The organism is Allobosea sp. NPDC003192 (genome assembly GCF_050275675.1).
Lineage (GTDB): Bacteria > Pseudomonadota > Alphaproteobacteria > Rhizobiales > Beijerinckiaceae > Allobosea.
This window is the reverse complement of sequence record NZ_JBNNPK010000003.1, coordinates 241,517-258,087: the sequence shown is the minus strand read 5'-3', so window position 1 is coordinate 258,087 and position 16,571 is coordinate 241,517. Positions and strand designations below refer to the sequence as shown.

General features: G+C 67.7%; 20 protein-coding genes and 1 other RNA gene. 10 read left to right on the top strand and 11 right to left on the bottom strand.

The window, feature by feature from the left end; translation table 11 throughout:
* Nucleotides 1–5 precede the first annotated feature (5 nt).
* Complete coding sequence (locus tag ACQKLX_RS06445) at nucleotides 6–1,202, bottom strand: MFS transporter (RefSeq protein WP_427360535.1); 1,197 nt, start codon at nucleotides 1,200–1,202, stop codon at nucleotides 6–8.
* A 147-nt stretch (nucleotides 1,203–1,349) separates the two neighbouring features.
* Here ACQKLX_RS06445 and ACQKLX_RS06440 point away from each other — a divergent pair, with 147 nt between their 5' ends.
* The gene (locus ACQKLX_RS06440; protein ID WP_427360533.1) at nucleotides 1,350–2,270 is read left to right on the top strand and encodes a LysR family transcriptional regulator; all 921 of its coding nucleotides are present in this window, start codon (nucleotides 1,350–1,352) and stop codon (nucleotides 2,268–2,270) included.
* On the opposite strand, the gene ACQKLX_RS06435 is transcribed toward ACQKLX_RS06440, so the two are convergent.
* Together ACQKLX_RS06435 and ACQKLX_RS06430 are read right to left on the bottom strand one after the other, a co-directional pair.
* Nucleotides 2,254–2,907, bottom strand: coding sequence for a CoA transferase subunit B (locus ACQKLX_RS06435; RefSeq protein WP_427360531.1), 654 nt, complete (start codon nucleotides 2,905–2,907; stop codon nucleotides 2,254–2,256). The genes ACQKLX_RS06440 and ACQKLX_RS06435 overlap by 17 nt on opposite strands.
* A 15-nt stretch (nucleotides 2,908–2,922) precedes the next feature.
* Complete coding sequence (locus ACQKLX_RS06430; RefSeq protein WP_427360529.1) at nucleotides 2,923–3,630, bottom strand: CoA transferase subunit A; 708 nt, start codon at nucleotides 3,628–3,630, stop codon at nucleotides 2,923–2,925.
* 198 nt (nucleotides 3,631–3,828) lie between these two features.
* Between ACQKLX_RS06430 and ACQKLX_RS06425 the strand changes: the two genes are divergently transcribed.
* From ACQKLX_RS06425 to ACQKLX_RS06405, 5 genes are all read left to right on the top strand, one after another.
* Nucleotides 3,829–5,097 carry a phosphopantothenoylcysteine decarboxylase domain-containing protein gene (locus tag ACQKLX_RS06425; RefSeq protein ID WP_427360527.1) on the top strand — a complete coding sequence of 423 codons (1,269 nt, stop codon included), beginning with the start codon at nucleotides 3,829–3,831 and terminating at the stop codon, nucleotides 5,095–5,097.
* A gap of 5 nt (nucleotides 5,098–5,102) precedes the next feature.
* Nucleotides 5,103–5,588: a dUTP diphosphatase gene (dut, locus tag ACQKLX_RS06420; RefSeq protein WP_427360525.1), complete on the top strand. Its 486-nt coding sequence runs from the start codon at nucleotides 5,103–5,105 to the stop codon at nucleotides 5,586–5,588.
* Entirely contained in the window at nucleotides 5,585–6,037 is a 453-nt protein-coding gene (locus ACQKLX_RS06415; RefSeq protein WP_427360524.1) for an RrF2 family transcriptional regulator, read from the top strand. The genes dut and ACQKLX_RS06415 overlap by 4 nt, the downstream gene beginning before the upstream one ends.
* A gap of 90 nt (nucleotides 6,038–6,127) precedes the next feature.
* Nucleotides 6,128–7,102: a cysteine synthase A gene (gene cysK / locus ACQKLX_RS06410; protein ID WP_427360523.1), complete on the top strand. Its 975-nt coding sequence runs from the start codon at nucleotides 6,128–6,130 to the stop codon at nucleotides 7,100–7,102.
* Nucleotides 7,099–7,551, top strand: a complete 453-nt coding sequence (locus tag ACQKLX_RS06405) for a GNAT family N-acetyltransferase (protein ID WP_427360522.1) — start codon at nucleotides 7,099–7,101, stop codon at nucleotides 7,549–7,551. The genes cysK and ACQKLX_RS06405 overlap by 4 nt, the downstream gene beginning before the upstream one ends.
* A 5-nt stretch (nucleotides 7,552–7,556) precedes the next feature.
* Here the strand turns inward: ACQKLX_RS06405 and ACQKLX_RS06400 are convergent, their stop codons facing one another.
* The 7 genes from ACQKLX_RS06400 to rpmH form a co-directional block, all read right to left on the bottom strand.
* Nucleotides 7,557–8,414, bottom strand: coding sequence for a VOC family protein (locus ACQKLX_RS06400; protein WP_427360521.1), 858 nt, complete (start codon nucleotides 8,412–8,414; stop codon nucleotides 7,557–7,559).
* Nucleotides 8,415–8,571: 157 nt separating this feature from the next.
* Complete coding sequence (locus ACQKLX_RS06395) at nucleotides 8,572–8,847, bottom strand: hypothetical protein (RefSeq protein ID WP_427360519.1); 276 nt, start codon at nucleotides 8,845–8,847, stop codon at nucleotides 8,572–8,574.
* Between the two features lie 35 nt (nucleotides 8,848–8,882).
* The gene (gene yihA, locus ACQKLX_RS06390) at nucleotides 8,883–9,548 is read right to left on the bottom strand and encodes a ribosome biogenesis GTP-binding protein YihA/YsxC (RefSeq protein WP_427360517.1); all 666 of its coding nucleotides are present in this window, start codon (nucleotides 9,546–9,548) and stop codon (nucleotides 8,883–8,885) included.
* Between the two features lie 9 nt (nucleotides 9,549–9,557).
* A complete protein-coding gene (locus ACQKLX_RS06385) occupies nucleotides 9,558–10,190 on the bottom strand; it encodes a CatB-related O-acetyltransferase (protein WP_427360515.1) in 633 nt (210 codons plus the stop codon).
* Between the two features lie 138 nt (nucleotides 10,191–10,328).
* The gene (gene yidC / locus ACQKLX_RS06380) at nucleotides 10,329–12,209 is read right to left on the bottom strand and encodes a membrane protein insertase YidC (protein ID WP_427360513.1); all 1,881 of its coding nucleotides are present in this window, start codon (nucleotides 12,207–12,209) and stop codon (nucleotides 10,329–10,331) included.
* Between the two features lie 40 nt (nucleotides 12,210–12,249).
* A complete protein-coding gene (rnpA, locus tag ACQKLX_RS06375) occupies nucleotides 12,250–12,624 on the bottom strand; it encodes a ribonuclease P protein component (RefSeq protein WP_427360511.1) in 375 nt (124 codons plus the stop codon).
* Between the two features lie 56 nt (nucleotides 12,625–12,680).
* Nucleotides 12,681–12,815, bottom strand: a complete 135-nt coding sequence (gene rpmH / locus ACQKLX_RS06370; protein ID WP_038364779.1) for a 50S ribosomal protein L34 — start codon at nucleotides 12,813–12,815, stop codon at nucleotides 12,681–12,683.
* A 235-nt stretch (nucleotides 12,816–13,050) separates the two neighbouring features.
* On the opposite strand from rpmH, the gene ffs reads away from it, so the two are divergent.
* From ffs to recR, 4 genes are all read left to right on the top strand, one after another.
* Nucleotides 13,051–13,147: signal recognition particle sRNA small type (gene ffs / locus ACQKLX_RS06365), an RNA gene on the top strand.
* Between the two features lie 127 nt (nucleotides 13,148–13,274).
* Nucleotides 13,275–15,128, top strand: coding sequence for a DNA polymerase III subunit gamma/tau (locus ACQKLX_RS06360; RefSeq protein ID WP_427360508.1), 1,854 nt, complete (start codon nucleotides 13,275–13,277; stop codon nucleotides 15,126–15,128).
* A gap of 19 nt (nucleotides 15,129–15,147) precedes the next feature.
* Nucleotides 15,148–15,468 (top strand): YbaB/EbfC family nucleoid-associated protein, encoded by a 321-nt coding sequence (locus ACQKLX_RS06355; RefSeq protein WP_427360506.1) that lies wholly within the window; start codon nucleotides 15,148–15,150, stop codon nucleotides 15,466–15,468.
* A 105-nt stretch (nucleotides 15,469–15,573) separates the two neighbouring features.
* The gene (gene recR / locus ACQKLX_RS06350) at nucleotides 15,574–16,179 is read left to right on the top strand and encodes a recombination mediator RecR (protein WP_427360505.1); all 606 of its coding nucleotides are present in this window, start codon (nucleotides 15,574–15,576) and stop codon (nucleotides 16,177–16,179) included.
* Between the two features lie 9 nt (nucleotides 16,180–16,188).
* Here the strand turns inward: recR and ACQKLX_RS06345 are convergent, their stop codons facing one another.
* Entirely contained in the window at nucleotides 16,189–16,476 is a 288-nt protein-coding gene (locus tag ACQKLX_RS06345; protein ID WP_427360503.1) for a hypothetical protein, read from the bottom strand.
* Between the last annotated feature and the right edge of the window lie 95 nt (nucleotides 16,477–16,571).

The following is a 16,571-nucleotide window of genomic DNA, read 5'->3' as shown; positions in this document are numbered from 1 at the left end:
CGCAGCTAGGCCGCCCGCCCGCGTATTCCTCGCAGGCCGAGCGCGGTCAGGATGGCCAGTGCAGCCGCGCCGCCGACCAGAGCCGCTGCCGAGGGCCAGCCCAGCGCCTCGATGACGCCGCCGATGGCGACCGGACCGACGACCTGGCCGAGATTGCTGCCCTGCATCATCAGCCCGACCACGACAGGCGTCAGCCCCGCCGCCGGCGCGAGCACCGGCGCGGAGGCGAGCAGCGTCGCCGGGATGACCCCGCCGACCATCGAGAACAGGACGCAGAGCAGGAAGGTCGCCGTATCCGGCAGCAGGCCGAGAAAGATGCCGGCGGCGGAGAGCCCCATCACCAGGCTCGCTGCGATGATCAGGCTGCTGCGCGACGCGCCGCGCGCGAGCAGCATGCCGGCCGCGAGGTTGCCGATGATGTTGACTGCGCTGGCGAGCGCGCCGAGCAGGCCGGCCGTCGCGAGCGAGACCTGCATGCGCTGCATCAACAGCACCGGCAGGAAATTGAACAGGGCGAAGAACATCAACGCGTAGAGGGCGAAGGCGAGCGCCATCAGCAGAGGTCCGCGCGCGCCCAGCACCGTGCCGGCGTCCCTGGCCAGCCCGGCGAAGGACCGCGGTGTACCGGCATCGATCCTCGGCAAGGTCAACATGGTCAGCATGATCACCACGACCGCGAGCGCGCCGGTGACCTGCCAGATCATCCGCCAATCGGTGAACCAGAGCCCGGCGAGCATAGCGAGCGCGATGCCGATCGGCATGAAGCAGCTCCACAGCGCCATGGCGATGTCGCGTCGGGCGGGGCTGGCGACGCGCTGCAGCATGGCCGGCCCGGCGATGGTGATCAGCAGGAAGCCGAGGCCCTCGACGACGCGCGAGGCGAGCAGCATCGGGAAGCGCGGCGCCGCCGCGCCCAGAAAGGCGCCGACCGCCACCGCCAGCAGGCCAAGGAGCAGAACGCGCCGTGCGCCGAGGCCGATGGCGAGCGTGCCGACGGGAATGCCGCCGACCATGCCGAGCACCGCGAAGATCGAGGCGAGCCAGCCGAGCGTGGCGAGGTCCAGCCCGAACTCGGCCTGGACCAGCGGCATCGCGATCGCCGCCTTGCCGACCTGCAACGCAGCGACGATGCCGCTGGCGACGACCACGGAAACGGCTACCCAGTCGGTCCGTGCCACAGGCGCTGCGACGGCGGCCGTCACGAGCGCGATCTCGCGACGATGATCTCAGCGGGGTGATCGGCCATGCTCGGTTCCTTGGATGGCGCTGCGATGTCGCCCGGAGATGTCGTTTCCGATCGATCTCGAAAAGTGAGATAATTGGCATCAAGTCGATCAAGGAAATCGATCATGCTCGATGCGCTCACCCTCGACCAGATGCGGACCTTCCTCACCGTCGCCGAAGCCGGCAGCTTCCGCGCTGCGGCGACGCGGCTGTCGCGGGCACAGTCTGCCATCAGCCATGCGATCGCCAATCTCGAAGCACAGCTCGGCCTCCAGCTGTTCGACCGCTCCGGCCATCGCCCGGCCCTGACGGCGGAAGGCAAGGCCCTGCTCGCCGATATCAGGGAGGTGCTGCTGCGCGTCGGCGCGCTGAAGGCACGCGCCCATGGCCTCAGCCGGGGCGTCGAGATCGAGCTGTCGCTGACGATCGACGTGCTCTTCCCGGTTCCGCTGATCGGGGCCGCCCTGTCAGAACTGCGCGAGCGCTACCCGTCGGTCTCGATCCGGCTCGCCATCGAGCCGCTCGGTGGGCCGATCGCGGCGCTGCTCGAGCGGCGCAGCGCGCTCGCCATTACGGTCGGCGAGAATTTCCGCGATCCGCGCATCGCGATCGAGGCGCTGACCTCGATCGAGGTGATCGCGGCCGTCGCGGCAACGCATCCGCTCGCACAGGCCGGCGACGGACGCCTGCTGACCCGGTCCGAGCTCGCCCAGCATCTCCAGATCGTCCAGATCGACCCGACGCCGATCTCGGGTGCGCAGGATTTCAACGTGCTTTCGCCGCAGACCTGCCGTGTCACCGGGCAGGACACCAAGCATGCGATGATCCTGGCCGGGCTCGGCTGGGGCCGGCTGCCGCACTGGCTGATCGCACGCGATCTCGCCGAAGGCAGGCTGGTCAGGGTCGCGACCAGGGCGCTCGGCCGCAACGCGCAATTGCCGGCAGAAGCCTATCTCGCCCACCGCCTCGACGAGGCGATGGGCCCGGCCGCGCGCGCCTTCGCGGAGGCGCTGGCGCGGCTTTGCGAGATCAGAGCGCGACCTTGAAGTCCGCCTCGGTCTTGGCCTTGATCTCGTCGAGCGAAACGCCCTCGGCGAGCTCGATCAGGGTCATGCCGCCGCCATTCTCGTCGATCTTGAAGACGCCGAGATCGGTGATCACCATGTCGACGACGCCGGCGCCGGTCAGCGGCAGGTCGCAGGCCTTGAGCAGTTTTGGCGATTCCGAGCCGTCCTTGTTCTTGGCGACGTGCTCCATCACCACCACGACCTTCTTGACGCCGGCGACGAGGTCCATGGCGCCGCCCATGCCCTTCACCATCTTGCCGGGGATCATCCAGTTGGCGAGGTCGCCATTCTGCGCAACCTGCATGGCGCCGAGGATGGAAAGATCGATATGGCCGCCGCGGATCATGCCGAAGGAATCCGAGGAGGAGAAATAGCTCGTCGTCGGCAATTCGGTGATGGTCTGCTTGCCGGCATTGATCAGGTCGGGATCCTCCTCGCCCTCATAGGGGAAGGGGCCCATGCCGAGCATGCCGTTCTCCGACTGGAGCTGAACGCTCATGCCGTCGGGAATGTAGTTCGAGACGAGGGTGGGTATGCCGATGCCGAGATTGACGTAGAAGCCGTCCTTCAGCTCCTTGGCGGCGCGAGCGGCGATCTGTTCACGGGTCCAGGCCATGTGCGTGATCTCCTCTCAAGCCGTTTCGCGCTTGCGCACGGTGCGCTGCTCGATGCGCTTCACCGGATTGGCGACGTGCACGATGCGCTTCACGAAGATGCCGGGTGTGTGCATGTGGTCGGGATCGATCTCGCCGGCCGGGACGAGATGCTCGACCTGGGCGATCGTCATGCGCGAGGCGCTAGCCATCATCGGATTGAAGTTGCGCGCCGTCTTCCGGTAGACGAGGTTGCCCTCGGTATCGCCCTTCCAGGCATGGACGATCGAGATGTCGGCGAAGAGGCCGCGCTCCATGATGTAGCGCTCGCCGTCGAATTCGCGCTCTTCCTTGCCCTCGGCGATCAGCGTGCCGACGCCGGTCTTGGTGAAGAAGGCGGGGATGCCGGCGCCGCCGGCGCGGATGCGCTCGGCCAGCGTGCCCTGCGGGTTGAATTCGAGCTCGAGCTGGCCGGAGAGATACTGCTCGGCGAAGAGCTTGTTCTCGCCGACGTAAGAACTGATCATCTTCTTGATCTGCTTGGTCTCGAGCAGGATGCCGAGGCCGGCCCCGTCGACGCCGGCATTGTTGGAGATGAAGGTCAGGTTCCTGGCGCCGGAATCGCGGATCGCCTCGATCAGCGTATCGGGAATGCCGCAAAGGCCGAAACCGCCGGCCATGATGGTCATGCCATCCTTGACGACGCCGGCGAGCGCCGCCTTGGCGTCAGGAAAAACCTTTTTCATCGGAATGCCTTCGTCGCTGGATGATCGTAAGAGAGGCCTTAAAAACAACTAGCCGAGCGCATGGTGCGGTTGCAACATGCGAAGCTGACGCGCCCGTCGTGTGACGATGCGCAGCCGAGGGCCGCCAACGGCGAGACATGACAGCCCGGCCCGGCCGATGCTACCAAACGGCGCGCCCTGCCTTCCGGAGCCACGCCCTTGCCCGCTTCCCGCTCCATCCTGCTGATCATCGGCGGCGGCATCGCCGCCTATAAGTGCCTGGAGCTGATCCGGCGCCTGAAGGATCACGGCATCGCCTGCCGCTGCATCCTGACCAGGGCCGGCGAGCAGTTCGTCACGCCGCTGGCGGTGTCCTCGCTGGCGGGCGAAAAATGCTTCACCGACCTGTTCTCGCTGACCGACGAGGCCGATATCGGGCATATCGCCCTGTCGCGCTCGACCGACCTCATCGTCGTCGCGCCCGCCACGGCCGACCTGATCGCCAAGATGGCGAACGGCCATGCCGACGACCTCGCCTCTACAGCGCTGCTGGCGACGGATAAGCGCATCCTGATCGCGCCGGCGATGAACCCGCGGATGTGGGAGCACCCGGCGACCCGGCGCAACATGGCGACGCTGCAGAAGGACGGCGTCCTCGTCGTCGGCCCCAATTCCGGCGCCATGGCCGAGCGCGGCGAGAGCGGCCCGGGGCGCATGGCCGAACCGCACGAGCTCCTGGCTGCGATCGAACTCGCCCTCGCCGGCGATAGCAGGCAGACACCGGCGATCGGCTTCCTCGGCCGGCTGCCCGGCGGCGGGCCCTCCGGGCCGAAGCCGCTCGCCGGCAAGCGGGTGCTCGTCACCTCCGGCCCGACGCATGAGCCGATCGACCCTGTCCGCTACATCGCCAATCGCTCCTCGGGCAAGCAGGGCCACGCCATCGCGGCGGCGGCTGCCGCAGCGGGAGCACAGGTGACGCTGATCTCGGGTCCGGTGACCATTGCCGACCCCGCCGGCGTCAACACCATCCATGTCGAGAGCGCCCGCGACATGCTGGCGGCGACTGAAAGCGCGCTGCCGGCCGATATCGCGATCTTCGCCGCTGCCGTCGCCGACTGGCGCACCGCCGATGCCGCCGGCCAGAAGATGAAGAAGGACGGCAGCAAGCCGCCCGGCCTCGCCCTGGTCGAGAACCCCGACATCCTCGCCACCATCGCGGCGCGCGAGATCGACCGGCCGGGCCTGGTCGTCGGTTTCGCGGCTGAGACGCAGAACGTCGTCGACTATGCCCGCGCCAAGCTGGCGAAGAAGGGCTGCGACCTGATCGTCGCCAACGATGTCGGCGGAACCGGCGTGATGGGCGGCGACGCCAACACCGTCCATCTCGTCAGCACCGACAGCGTCGAGACCTGGCCGATCCTGCCCAAGGTGGAGGTGGCGACGCGCCTCGTGGCGCATTTCGCCGATCTGCTGGCGCAAAAGGGCTGAACTGGATGGCAACGCTCCGCATCAGGCGCCTGCCGCACGCCCATGACCTGCCGCTGCCGGCCTATGAGACTGCCAGCGCCGCCGGGCTCGACCTGCGTGCCGCCTTGCCCGACGGGCCGATGCGGCTGGAGCCGGGTGCGCGCCTGCTCGTGCCGACCGGACTTGTGCTCGAATTGCCCGTCGGGACGGAAGGCCAGGTCAGGCCGCGCTCTGGGCTCGCCCTGCGCCACGGCGTCACCCTGCTCAACACGCCAGGCACGATCGACGCGGACTATCGCGGCGAGGTCAAGGTCATCCTCATCAATCATGGCCAAGAGGACTTCACCATCGCGCATGGCGATCGCATCGCCCAGCTCGTCGTCGCGGCGGTGCTGCAGGCCGAGATCGCCGAGGTCGAGGAACTCAGCGAGACCCTGCGCGGTGTCGGCGGCTTCGGCTCGACCGGGGTGAGCGGTCCTGCCTCGCGGCAGACCGCCGGAGGCAAGGCATGATCCAGCTTTCGCGCCGCAGCCTGCTCGCGGTCACCGCCGTCGTCGACATCGCCCTGCATGCTCGTCCGGCCCCCGTCGCCGCGAAGGCTCTGGCGGCCCGGCACGAGTTACCGCCGCGCCATCTTGAAACCGTCTTGCAGGCACTGGTCAGGGTCGGCATCCTCAAGGGCGTGCGCGGCCCGCGCGGCGGCTACGAGCTCGCCCGGGAGCGCCGCCGCATCACCGCCGGCGAGATCGTGCGCGCCGCCATGCAGGCCAATGCCGACGAAACCCTACCGCCACTGCCACAATCGGCCCTGGTGGATGCGGTGATCGACCCGATGATGCAGCAGGCGATGGAGGCCTGGCTCGGCAAGCTCGACGCGGTCAGCGTGGCCGATCTCTGCCGTGAGGCAGAGGAGCGCGCCGCGACTGGGAAACCGACGATCGACACAGATTTTACAATTTAGGATGTTGAATATCTTATTCATCGACAGATTCTGTGATTTAATGCTAGCGTAAGATCAGGTTCACGAGCCCAGACCAGCAAGGAGGCCACCATGGCCGATGCAGCGCAAAAGCCCGCCCATGTCCCCGGCCGCGGCCGCGTCTACAACTCGATCACCGACACGATCGGCGATACCCCGCTGGTGCGCCTGAACCGCCTGCCGGCCGAGCGCGGCGTCAAGGCGACGATCCTGGCCAAGCTCGAATTCTTCAACCCGATCTCCAGCGTCAAGGACCGCATCGGCGTCGCCATGATCGACGCGCTCGAAGCCTCGGGCGCGCTCAAGCCCGGCGGCACGCTGATCGAGCCGACCTCCGGCAATACCGGCATCGCCCTCGCCTTCGCCGCCGCCGCGCGCGGCTACCGCCTGATCCTGGTGATGCCCGAGACGATGTCGCTGGAACGCCGCAAGATGCTGGTCTTCCTCGGCGCCGAGCTGGTGCTGACGCCCGGGCCCGGCGGCATGCGCGGCGCCATCGCCAGGGCCGAGGAACTCAGGAACGAGATTCCTGGCTCGATCATCCCGCAGCAGTTCGAGAACCCGGCCAATCCGGCGATCCACCGCGCGACCACGGCCGAGGAGATCTGGAACGACACCAATGGCGGCGTCGACATCGTCATCTCCGGCGTCGGCACCGGCGGTACGATCACCGGCGTCGGCCAAGTGCTGAAGGCCAAGAAGCCGTCGGTGAAGATGGTCGCAGTCGAGCCGGAGGATTCGCCGGTCCTGTCGGGCGGCCAGGCCGGCCCGCACAAGATCCAGGGCATCGGCGCCGGCTTCGTGCCGGGAATCCTCGATCGCGGCGTGATCGACGAAGTCGTCACCGTCGGCAACCAGACCGCCTTCGAGACCTCGCGCGCTTTGGCCAAGGCCGAGGGCATCCCAGCCGGGATCTCCTCCGGCGCCGCCGTCGCCGCGGCGCTGGAAGTCGGCGCCCGGCCGGAAAACGCCGGCAAGACGATCGTGGTGATCATCCCCTCCTTCGCCGAGCGCTATATCTCCAGCGCGCTTTTCGAAGGTTTGTGATCCCGACAAACCTGCAAATCGTCCGGCTGAGCGAAGACCTGCCGGACGATCTGCCCAAGCTGCAGGACGAAGCGGCGGCCGAGGGCTATCGCTTCGTCGAAGGCATCCTGGAAGAATGGGAGGCCGGCCGCTACGCCGGCGCAGACGGGCGCAATACGCTGCTCGCCGTCTATCGCGAGGGCGTGCTGGCGGCGATCGGCGCGGTGACGCCCGATCCTTACGACCCGGCGCCCGATCTGCTGCGCATCCGCCATGTCTATGTCCGGCCCAACAACCGGCGCGAGGGCGTCGGCCGCGTCCTTGCCAGCGCTTTGATCCAGCAGGGCCTGGCGCTGGCGCCGCGGCTCTCGCTCAACGCCGCCGATGCCGGCGCCTCCGCTTTCTGGGAGGCGATGGGCTTTCGCCCGGATCGCGGCGGCACGCGCCGCAGCCATCTTCTGGAGCGCTGAGGCACTCAGCCCCTGAGCGTGATCCGGTTGCCCCAGGGATCGACGGTCGAGGCCGTATCGCCACCGCTCGCCGCCATGCGCCGGCTCAGCGCCGCATGGGCCTCCGCGTCACGTGCCACCAGCTCGAAGCTCGCCAGGCCCGCCTCATTGTCCCGGCGCGGCCCGGCGCCGCGGCTATGCCAGGTATTGGTCGCGATGTGGTGGTGATAGCCGCCGGTCGCCATGAAGCTCGCGCCGGGATAGTGCACCATCATCTCGAAGCCGAGCGCATCGCGATAGAAGCCTTCGGCCTGCCCGACATCGCCGACGCGCAGATGGACATGGCCCATCACCGTGCTCTCCGGCATGCCGGAATAGGCGCGCCCGTCGGCGTCGCGTAGCAGGGCGTCGAGGTCGAGGCGCTCGGTCGCCATGGCGATGCGGCCGCCATCGAGGCGCGGCCATTCGGGGCGGCTGCGGTCGCGATAGATCTCGATGCCATTGCCCTCGGGATCAGAGAGATAGAGCGCCTCGCTGACGAGATGGTTCGAGGCGCCCTCCAGCCCGATGCGCGTCTCGGCGGCATGCCGCAGCCAGTTGCCGAGATCGCGGCGCGAGGGCAGCAGGATCGCCATATGGAACAGGCCGGCGGCCGAGGAGGGATGCTGCGCACCGGCTTCCAGCTTGACCAGCGGCTCACCGGCTACGCCGAGCACGGCATGGCCGCCAGCCTGGTCGATGACGGAGAGCCCGATCGCGTCGCGATAGAACGCCGTCAGCCCGGCGAGGTCGCGCACGCGCAAAGAGACCGCACCGATATGGACGGGGGCGTCGAGCGCCTCGTTGTGAGCGGATTGGCTCAGGGCCTCGGTGGTTGCGGACATGGGACTGCTCCGGATTTGCGGGCGGCAGCGCCGCCTTCCGCCAAGATGGGGCTTTCGGCCGCGCTTGTCGCCCCTGGGCAGGGCAACCCCGAGATTGCACCGGCGCAATAAACGAACGTTCGGCGGCGGTGTGAAACGGATTCGGAGACCGAATGGATCAGCGCCGCTGCCTGAGCGCCCCGACGAATTCGGCGACCGGGTGGATGATCGGGGTCTTGTCCGCCAGGGCATCGAGTGCCCCGGCGATGTCCGCGCACTCTGCTGGCGTGAGCGCGCGCAAATTCGACGACACCGTGTTGTACGAGGCCGTTCCGCGGCTTGCGATCGAGCGGTTGATCACGAAGGTCTCGACCGTTCCGTCCAGGCGCTCGACGAAAAGGGCGAGCGAGCCGCCATCGGCGGCAGCGGCACTATCTGTCACCGCCCTGAACATATCGCCCTCCGATCTCAGCGAGCGCGGTCGATGCCTTACGCCCGCTCCGCCAGCGCCCGTGCGATCGCCGCCCGGAATTCCGGGATGCCGAGCCCCTTCTCGCTGGAGGTCAACAGTACCTCGGGGAAAGCGGCCGGGCTGCGCCTGATCTTCTCGGCCGTCGCCGCGATCACCGCTTCCTGCTCGGACTTCTTGAGCGCATCGCCCTTGGTCAGGATCACCTGATAGGACACCGCCGCCTTGTCGAGCGTCTTCAGCACGTCGTCGTCGACATCCTTCAAGCCGTGGCGGGCATCGATCAGCACGTAGACGCGCATCAGATTGGCGCGGCCGCGCAGATACTCATGGATCAGCCTGGTCCAGGCCGCTACCTTCTCCTTGCCGACCGCGGCATAGCCATAGCCGGGCATGTCGACGATGGTCAGGCGCTCGTCATGGCCGACCTGGCGGAAGAAATTGAGCTGCTGGGTCCGGCCTGGGGTGTGCGAGGTGCGGGCCAGGGCGTTGCGACGCGTCAGCGCGTTGATCAGGCTCGACTTGCCGACATTGGAGCGGCCGGCGAAGGCGATCTCCTGGCCGACCATGGGCGGCAGATCGTCGATCCGGGTCGAGGCCCAGACGAAATCCCACGGCCCCTCGAAGAGTTTCCGGGCGGATTCGAGTTCGTCGTCGCTGAAGGGCGTGGTCTGATCTGAGGTCATGGCCCCTGCCTACACGGCGGCGCGCAGCGCGTCGATGTCCGCGCCGGCAATCAGGGGCAGGTTGCGCGCGATCTTCTCCGGCTCCCAGTCCCACCAGCGGATCTCGAGCAGCGCCGCAACCACCTCGGGCGGGAAGCGCAGCTTCACGACGCGCCCGGGATTGCCGACGACAACGGCATAGGGCGGCACATCGCGGGAGACCTGGGCGCGCGTCCCGATGATCGCGCCGTCGCCGATGCTGACGCCGGGCATGATCACCGCCTCGCGGCCGATCCAGACATCGTTGCCAACAACGGTGTCGCCGCGCAGGCCAAGCCCGTCGCGGGTGAAATCGGGTACGTTCTCGAAGCCGAACATGCCGAACGGATAGGTCGAGAAGCCGCCCATCGGGTGGTTGGCGCCGTTCATGATGAACTGCGCCGCCTGGGCGATCGCGACGAACTTGCCGATGATCAGCCGGTCGCCGATGAAGTCGAAATGATAGCGCACGCAGCGGGCGAGGAAGTGTTCGGGCCCGCGCGAGTCGTCGTAATAACTGTAGTCGCCGACCTCGACGAGCGGATGGTCGACGACGGCCTTGAGGAAGGCCGTGCCCTTCCAGCCGGCGATCGGATGGAGGGTATTGGGGTCGGGAAGCGGCATGGGGCGGCACTAAGCACGTTGCCGGCGCCCCGGACAAGCCGCGAGACGGTGCAAACCCTCCAGCCAAAACAAAACGCCGGAGCCCAAGGGGCATCCGGCGTTCAGTCTCGTCGTTGCCGGAGCTCTCGCCCCGGGGCCTCACTTCTTGTTGCTGTTCGCAGGCTTCGGCGGCGTGACGGCGCCGTTCGCCGGCTTCTTGCCGAACATGCCCTTGAGATTGTCCCACAGCTCGATCTTCACGCCATGCTTGCGCATGATGTAGCCCTGCTGGGCAACCGAGAGCAGGTTGTTCCAGCTCCAGTAGATCACCAGGCCGGCCGGGAACGAGCCGAGCAGGAAGGTGAAGAACACCGGCATCCAGGTGAACATCATCTTCTGGACCGGATCCGGCGGCTCCGGGTTCATTTTCATCTGCACGAACATCGTGATGCCCATCAGGATCGGCCAGATGCCGAGATGCAGCATCGCCGGCGGCGTGAAAGGCAGGAGGCCGAACAGATTGAAGAGATTGGTCGGATCGGGCGCGGCCAGGTCCTTGATCCAGCCATAGAACGGCGCGTGCCGCATCTCGATGGTGATGAACAGGATCTTGTAGAGCGCGAAGAAGACCGGGATCTGCACCAGCACCGGCCAGCAGCCGGCGAGCGGATTGATCTTCTGGGTCTTGTACAGCTCCATCAGCGCCTGCTGCTGCTTCATCTTGTCGTCAGCATAGCGCTCGCGGATCGCCATCATCTCCGGCTGCACCGCCTTCATCTTCGCCATCGAGGCGTAGGACTTGTTGGCGAGCGGGAAGAACAGCAGCTTCAGCAGGACGGTCACGACCAGGATGGCGATGCCGAAATTGCCGACATGCTTGTAGACCCAGTCCATCACGTAGAACATCGGCTTCGTGATGAAATAGAACCAGCCCCAGTCGATCATCAGCTCGAAGCGCTTGATGCCGAGGTTCTTCTCATAGCCGTCGATCGCAGCGACTTCCTTGGCGCCGGCGAACAGGCGTGAGGAAGCGCTGGCCGAGGCGCCCGGCGCGACATTGACGGCTTCGCCAAGGAAGTCGGCCTGGTAGGTGCGCACCGAACCGGTCTGCACCGAGGAGTAGCGGCCCTCGTACTTCTTGCCCTGGTCGGGGATGGCGGCGGCGGCCCAGTACTTGTCGGTGATGCCGACGAAGCCGCCGAGCACGTCCTTCCAGGCCTTGCCATGCGTCGCCGAGCCGAGCGCCGGCTCCTTGTCGATGGCGTCGTAGGTGTATTCCTGCAGACCCTGCTCGCCGAGCGAGCCGATCATGCCCTCGTGCAGCACGTAGTAGCCGAGCGTCGCCGGCTTGCCGACGCGCACGACCTGGCCATAGGGGTAGAGCGAGACGGCGTTCGCGCTCTTGTTCTCGACCTCATCGCGAATCGAGAACATGGCGTTGTCGTCGACGGCGATGGTACGCTTGAACAGCAGGCCCTGGCCGTTGTCCCAGCTCAGCACTACCGGCTTGGCCGAGGTCAGGACGTCGCTGTCGGCCGTCCAGACCGTGTTGGCGTTCGGCAGCGGAACATTGGCGCCGGGCCCGGCGACCCAGCCGAAATCGGAGTAGTAAGCATTCGGGCCGCCGGCCGGTGAGAGCAGCACGATGATCGGGCTCTTCGGGTCGACCGTCTCGTGATAGGCCTTGAGCGAGACGTCGTCGATGCGCGCGCCGGTCAGCGAGAGCGAGCCGGCGATCTTGCCTGTGTCGATCTTGAGACGGGGACCGGCGGCCAACGCCGCCTCGCGGGTCGCGGCAGGCGCGGCCGTGACCGGCGCTTGGCCAGGCTGCGCCGGAGCGGTGCCCGGGGCCGGAGCGGTACCAGGAGCAGCCGGCGCGCCGGAAGGCTGCGGCGCCTGCTGGGACTGCGTCTGCTGATTCTGCTGGGCGATCTGCTTCTGCTTCTCGGCCTGCGGCAGGCCGTAGAAATATTGCCAGCCGAGCAACACGACGACCGAGAGCGTGATCGCCAGCAGCAGATTGCGGTTGTCTTCTTTCATCATCCGTCTCGGAGGCAGTCTCGCGGGCCCTGACGGGCCGCTAGGAGGCTTTGCGGGGGGCGGAGCGGCGCTTGCCGCCACCGGCTGGGCGGGCGCGGTCGAACGCGACCGAAAGGTCGGCGACCATCGCGGTGAAATCGGCCTGGACAGTCTCCGGCCGGGCGATGACCACCAGATCGCAGGGCTTTCCGGCCTGCTCGGCCAGAGCGAGCGCGGCGGCGGCGCGCAGACGGCGGCGGATGCGGTTGCGCACCACGGCGTTGCCGGTCTTGCGCGAGGCGGTCAGACCAAGGCGCAGGCCCTCCTGGGCCGGCTTGTCCAGCACCTGCACGGTGAAGGCAGACGAACGAAAACGGCGGCCGTGCTCGGCCGCCGCGAGAAAGTCCTTGCGTTGCGTCAGACGGGCGAGGCGCATGGCGGTTGGCCAGTCTTCCGGAACGGGCGCGCTGAGGCCGCGCGCCTTTGGGCTCATCAGGCCGACAGGCGCTTGCGGCCGTGGGCGCGACGAGCGGCGATGACCTTGCGGCCGCCCTTGGTCGCCATGCGGGCACGGTAGCCGTGGCGGCGCTTACGCACCAGCTTGCTCGGTTGATAGGTTCTCTTCACGGTCCGTCTCCGGGGCCTTGTTCGGCAGGGCAAGCGCAGCTTTCGCGGGAAAGCCGATGCCAGCCAAGCCTGTCGTGCAAAAAGGGTCCGCGCCGCCCGGTAAGGCAGCGCAGGTCGCGGGCTTATGGCGGATGGGGGACCCCGAGTCAATGGCGAAACGCCTGCGCCGCGCCGTCGCAGCGACGCATTTTGCCGCGGACTTGCGCTTGGCGCCCAAAGCGACGATATAGCCGGCGGGAGGTTGGCGGGGGACGTCTCACTCGCCAACCCGGTCAGGTCCGGAAGGAAGCAGCCGTAACGAGACCGAACGGGTCTTCGTCCAACCTCCTACTTCAGCGCAAGCATTGGCTGCGCTCGAAATGCACGCGCGCAGCGCCTTCCTCACATTCCTGACGCGTTCGCGCTCTCCTATGACAGAGCGGCGTTGACCGGCGCGCCGCGATTGGCGAAAGCAGGGGCATGACCGACGAGACCGTCCCCGCCGACGAGCCGGGCTTCCCCGGCATGGCTCCGGCACCCGCCCCGGCCGCAGCGCCCGCGGGCTATCGCGTACTGGCGCGCAAGTACCGGCCGGCGCATTTCGGCGACCTGATCGGCCAGGACGCGATGGTCCGGACGCTGACCAACGCCTTCGCGGCAGGGCGCATTCCGCAGGCCTGGATGCTGACCGGCGTGCGCGGCGTCGGCAAGACCACGACGGCGCGCATTCTGGCGCGAGCGCTGAACTATCAGAACGCCGATGGCAGCGGCGCCCCGACCACCGACCTCTCGCAGTTCGGGGTGCATTGCCAGGCGATCGTCGAGGGCCGCCATATCGACGTGATGGAGATCGACGCCGCCTCGAACAACGGCGTCGACAATGTCCGCCAGATCAACGACGCGGTGCGCTACGCACCGGTCTCGGCGCGCTACAAGGTCTACATCATCGACGAGGTCCACATGCTCTCGGGAGGCGCCTTCAACGCCTTCCTGAAAACGCTGGAGGAGCCGCCGCCGCACGCCAAGTTCATCTTCGCCACCACCGAGATCCGCAAGGTCCCGGTGACGGTGCTGTCGCGCTGCCAGCGCTTCGACCTGCGCCGCGTCGATGCCGCCCTGCTCGTAGGCCATCTCGACAAGATTTGCCGGGCAGAGGGTATCGAAGCCGAGGAGGAGGCGCTCGCCGCCGTGGCCCGCGCCGCCGAGGGCTCGGTGCGCGATTCGCTCTCGATCCTCGACCAGGCGATCGCCCATGCCGGCGGCAGGATCACCCTGGAGGAGGTTCGCAGCATGCTCGGCCTCTCCGACCGGGCGCGCGTCATCGACCTGTTCGAACTCACGATGAAGGGCGACATCGCCGGCGCGCTGGGCGAGCTCAGGGCGCAATACGATGCCGGCGCCGATCCGGCGGTGGTGCTTTCCGACCTCGCCGAATTCAGCCATCTCGTGACCCGCCTGAAGCTGGTGCCCGATGCCGCCAAGGACAACAGCCTGTCCCAGGCCGAGCGGGTGCGCGGCGCCGATTTCGCCCAGCGCCTGTCGATCCGCGTGCTGGCGCGGGCCTGGCAGATGCTGCTCAAGGCCGTCGGCGAGGTCCGCCAGGCCGACCGGCCGGTGATGGCGGCCGAGATGGCACTGGTGCGCCTCGCCCATGCCGCCGACCTGCCGACGCCCGACGAGGCGCTGCGCATGCTGCGCGACGGCAGCGGCTCCGCCGGCGGCAACGGCTCTGCCGCCCCACGCCCGCCCTCGGGCGGCGGCGCGACCGCGCTCGCGGCCCGCCCGGTGCTCGCCAGCGCCAATCCGATGCCCGCCGCCGCGCCGGCTACCCAGCCGCGCGCCAGCGCCCTGCCGCAGCCGCAGAGCTTCGAGGAGGTCGTCGCGCTCGCCTCGCGCCATCGCGACATCACCATGAAGCTGGCGCTGGAGCGCGACGTCCGGCTGGTGCGCTTCGAGCAGGGCCGGATCGAGTTCTCGCTTGCCGAGCATGGCAATCGCCTGCTCGCCAACGACATGTCGAAGCGGCTGAAGGAATGGACCGGCCAGACCTGGCTGGTCGCCGTCGTCAACGCCGAGGGTTCCGCGACCCTGCGCGAGCAGGCGGTGGCGGCGCGCGACAAGCGCGAGAACGATGCCGCCAACCATCCGGCCGTGCGCGCCGTGATGGAGCGTTTCCCGGGCGCCCGCATCGTCGATGTCCGCGATCCGCGTGCGGCGGAGGTCGAAGCGCCTGCTGCTGCCGCGAGTGGCGATGAGGACCTGCCCGAATTCGAGCCGCTCTTCGACGATAGCGAGCCCGATTTCGACGGCGTCGAATTCTGGACCGACAACTGAACACGAAGGGAGCGCCGCCATGCGCGACATTATGGGCCTGATGAAACAGGCGCAGGACATGCAGAAGAAGATGGCCGAGATGCAGGCCCAGCTCGAGACGCTCGAATTCGAGGGCTCGGCCGGCGGCGGCCTGGTCAAGGTGGTTATGACCGCAAAGAACGTGCTGAAGTCGGTGAAGATCGATCCGAGCCTGATGGTTCAGGGCGAGGAAGAGATCCTCGAGGACCTCGTCATCTCCGCCAGCAACGACGCCCGCAACAAGGCCGAGCGCTCGGTGCAGGAGCGGATGGCCGAGGTCACCCGTGGCCTGCCGATCCCGCCCGGCATGAAGCTGTTCTGAGCCGGGCCAGCGTCGTGCTCGGATTTGATCCGAGCTCCTCTCGCGGAAGAGCCCTCTTGTCCTGAGATGGTCGGCTCGAGGCCGGCCATGACGCCCTAGAGCCCCATGTCGAAAACCATCGCCGGCCCCGAGATCGAGCGCCTGATCCAGCTTCTGGCCAAGCTGCCGGGCCTAGGGCCGCGCTCGGCCAGGCGCGCCGCGCTCCACCTCGTCAAGAAGCGCGAGCAATTGCTCGGCCCGCTGGCCGAGGCGATGGCGGTGGCGCGCGAGCGCATCGTCGTCTGCTCGACCTGCGGCAATGTCGACACCAGCGACCCATGCGGGCTCTGCCGCGATCCGCGCCGCGACGAGAGCCTGATCGTCGTCGTCGCCGACATCGCCGATCTCTGGGCGCTGGAACGCTCCGGCGCGGTCGGCGGCCGCTATCACGTGCTCGGCGGCGTGCTCTCGGCGCTCGACGGCATCCGGCCCGAGAACCTCTCGCTCGACGCGCTGGTGGCGCGCGCCTCGGAGCCGGCGGTGAAGGAAGTGATCCTCGCGCTCAACGCTACAGTCGAGGGCCAGACCACCGCGCATTTCATCACCGACCTGCTGGCGCATCTGCCGGTCAAGGTGACCAAGCTCGCCCATGGCGTGCCTGTTGGCGGCGAGCTCGATTATCTCGACGACGGCACGCTGGCGGCAGCGATCCGCCAGCGCACAGGCTTCTGACGGGCGGCCTCAATCGTCCCAGGGCGAGACGTTCTTGCAGCGATAGCCGACAAAGCATTGCGGCGTGTCGCGGGCTGGCACCCAAGCTGGAAAGGTCGTCTCGTCGAACTGACAGAAGCTGCGATCGCGCACGAAGCGGTCATAGGTATAGCCGCCGGTGCCGAGCACGATCGCGCCATTGGCAAGGACGCTCTGGCGGTTGGCGGCGCAGCTGCGCTCCGGGGATTGAGGGCGCCCTTGCGCCAGCGCCGTGCCGGCGAAGCCCAAAGCAAGAATTGCAATCAGGACCCGAGTCATCGTTCGCCTCCACAGCGTTAAGCCTGTTCGCATTGTAACATGCTTGCGCGGCTCGCGTTCCCGCTTTGCCTTGACGACGCCGCACGGTTCCGCCA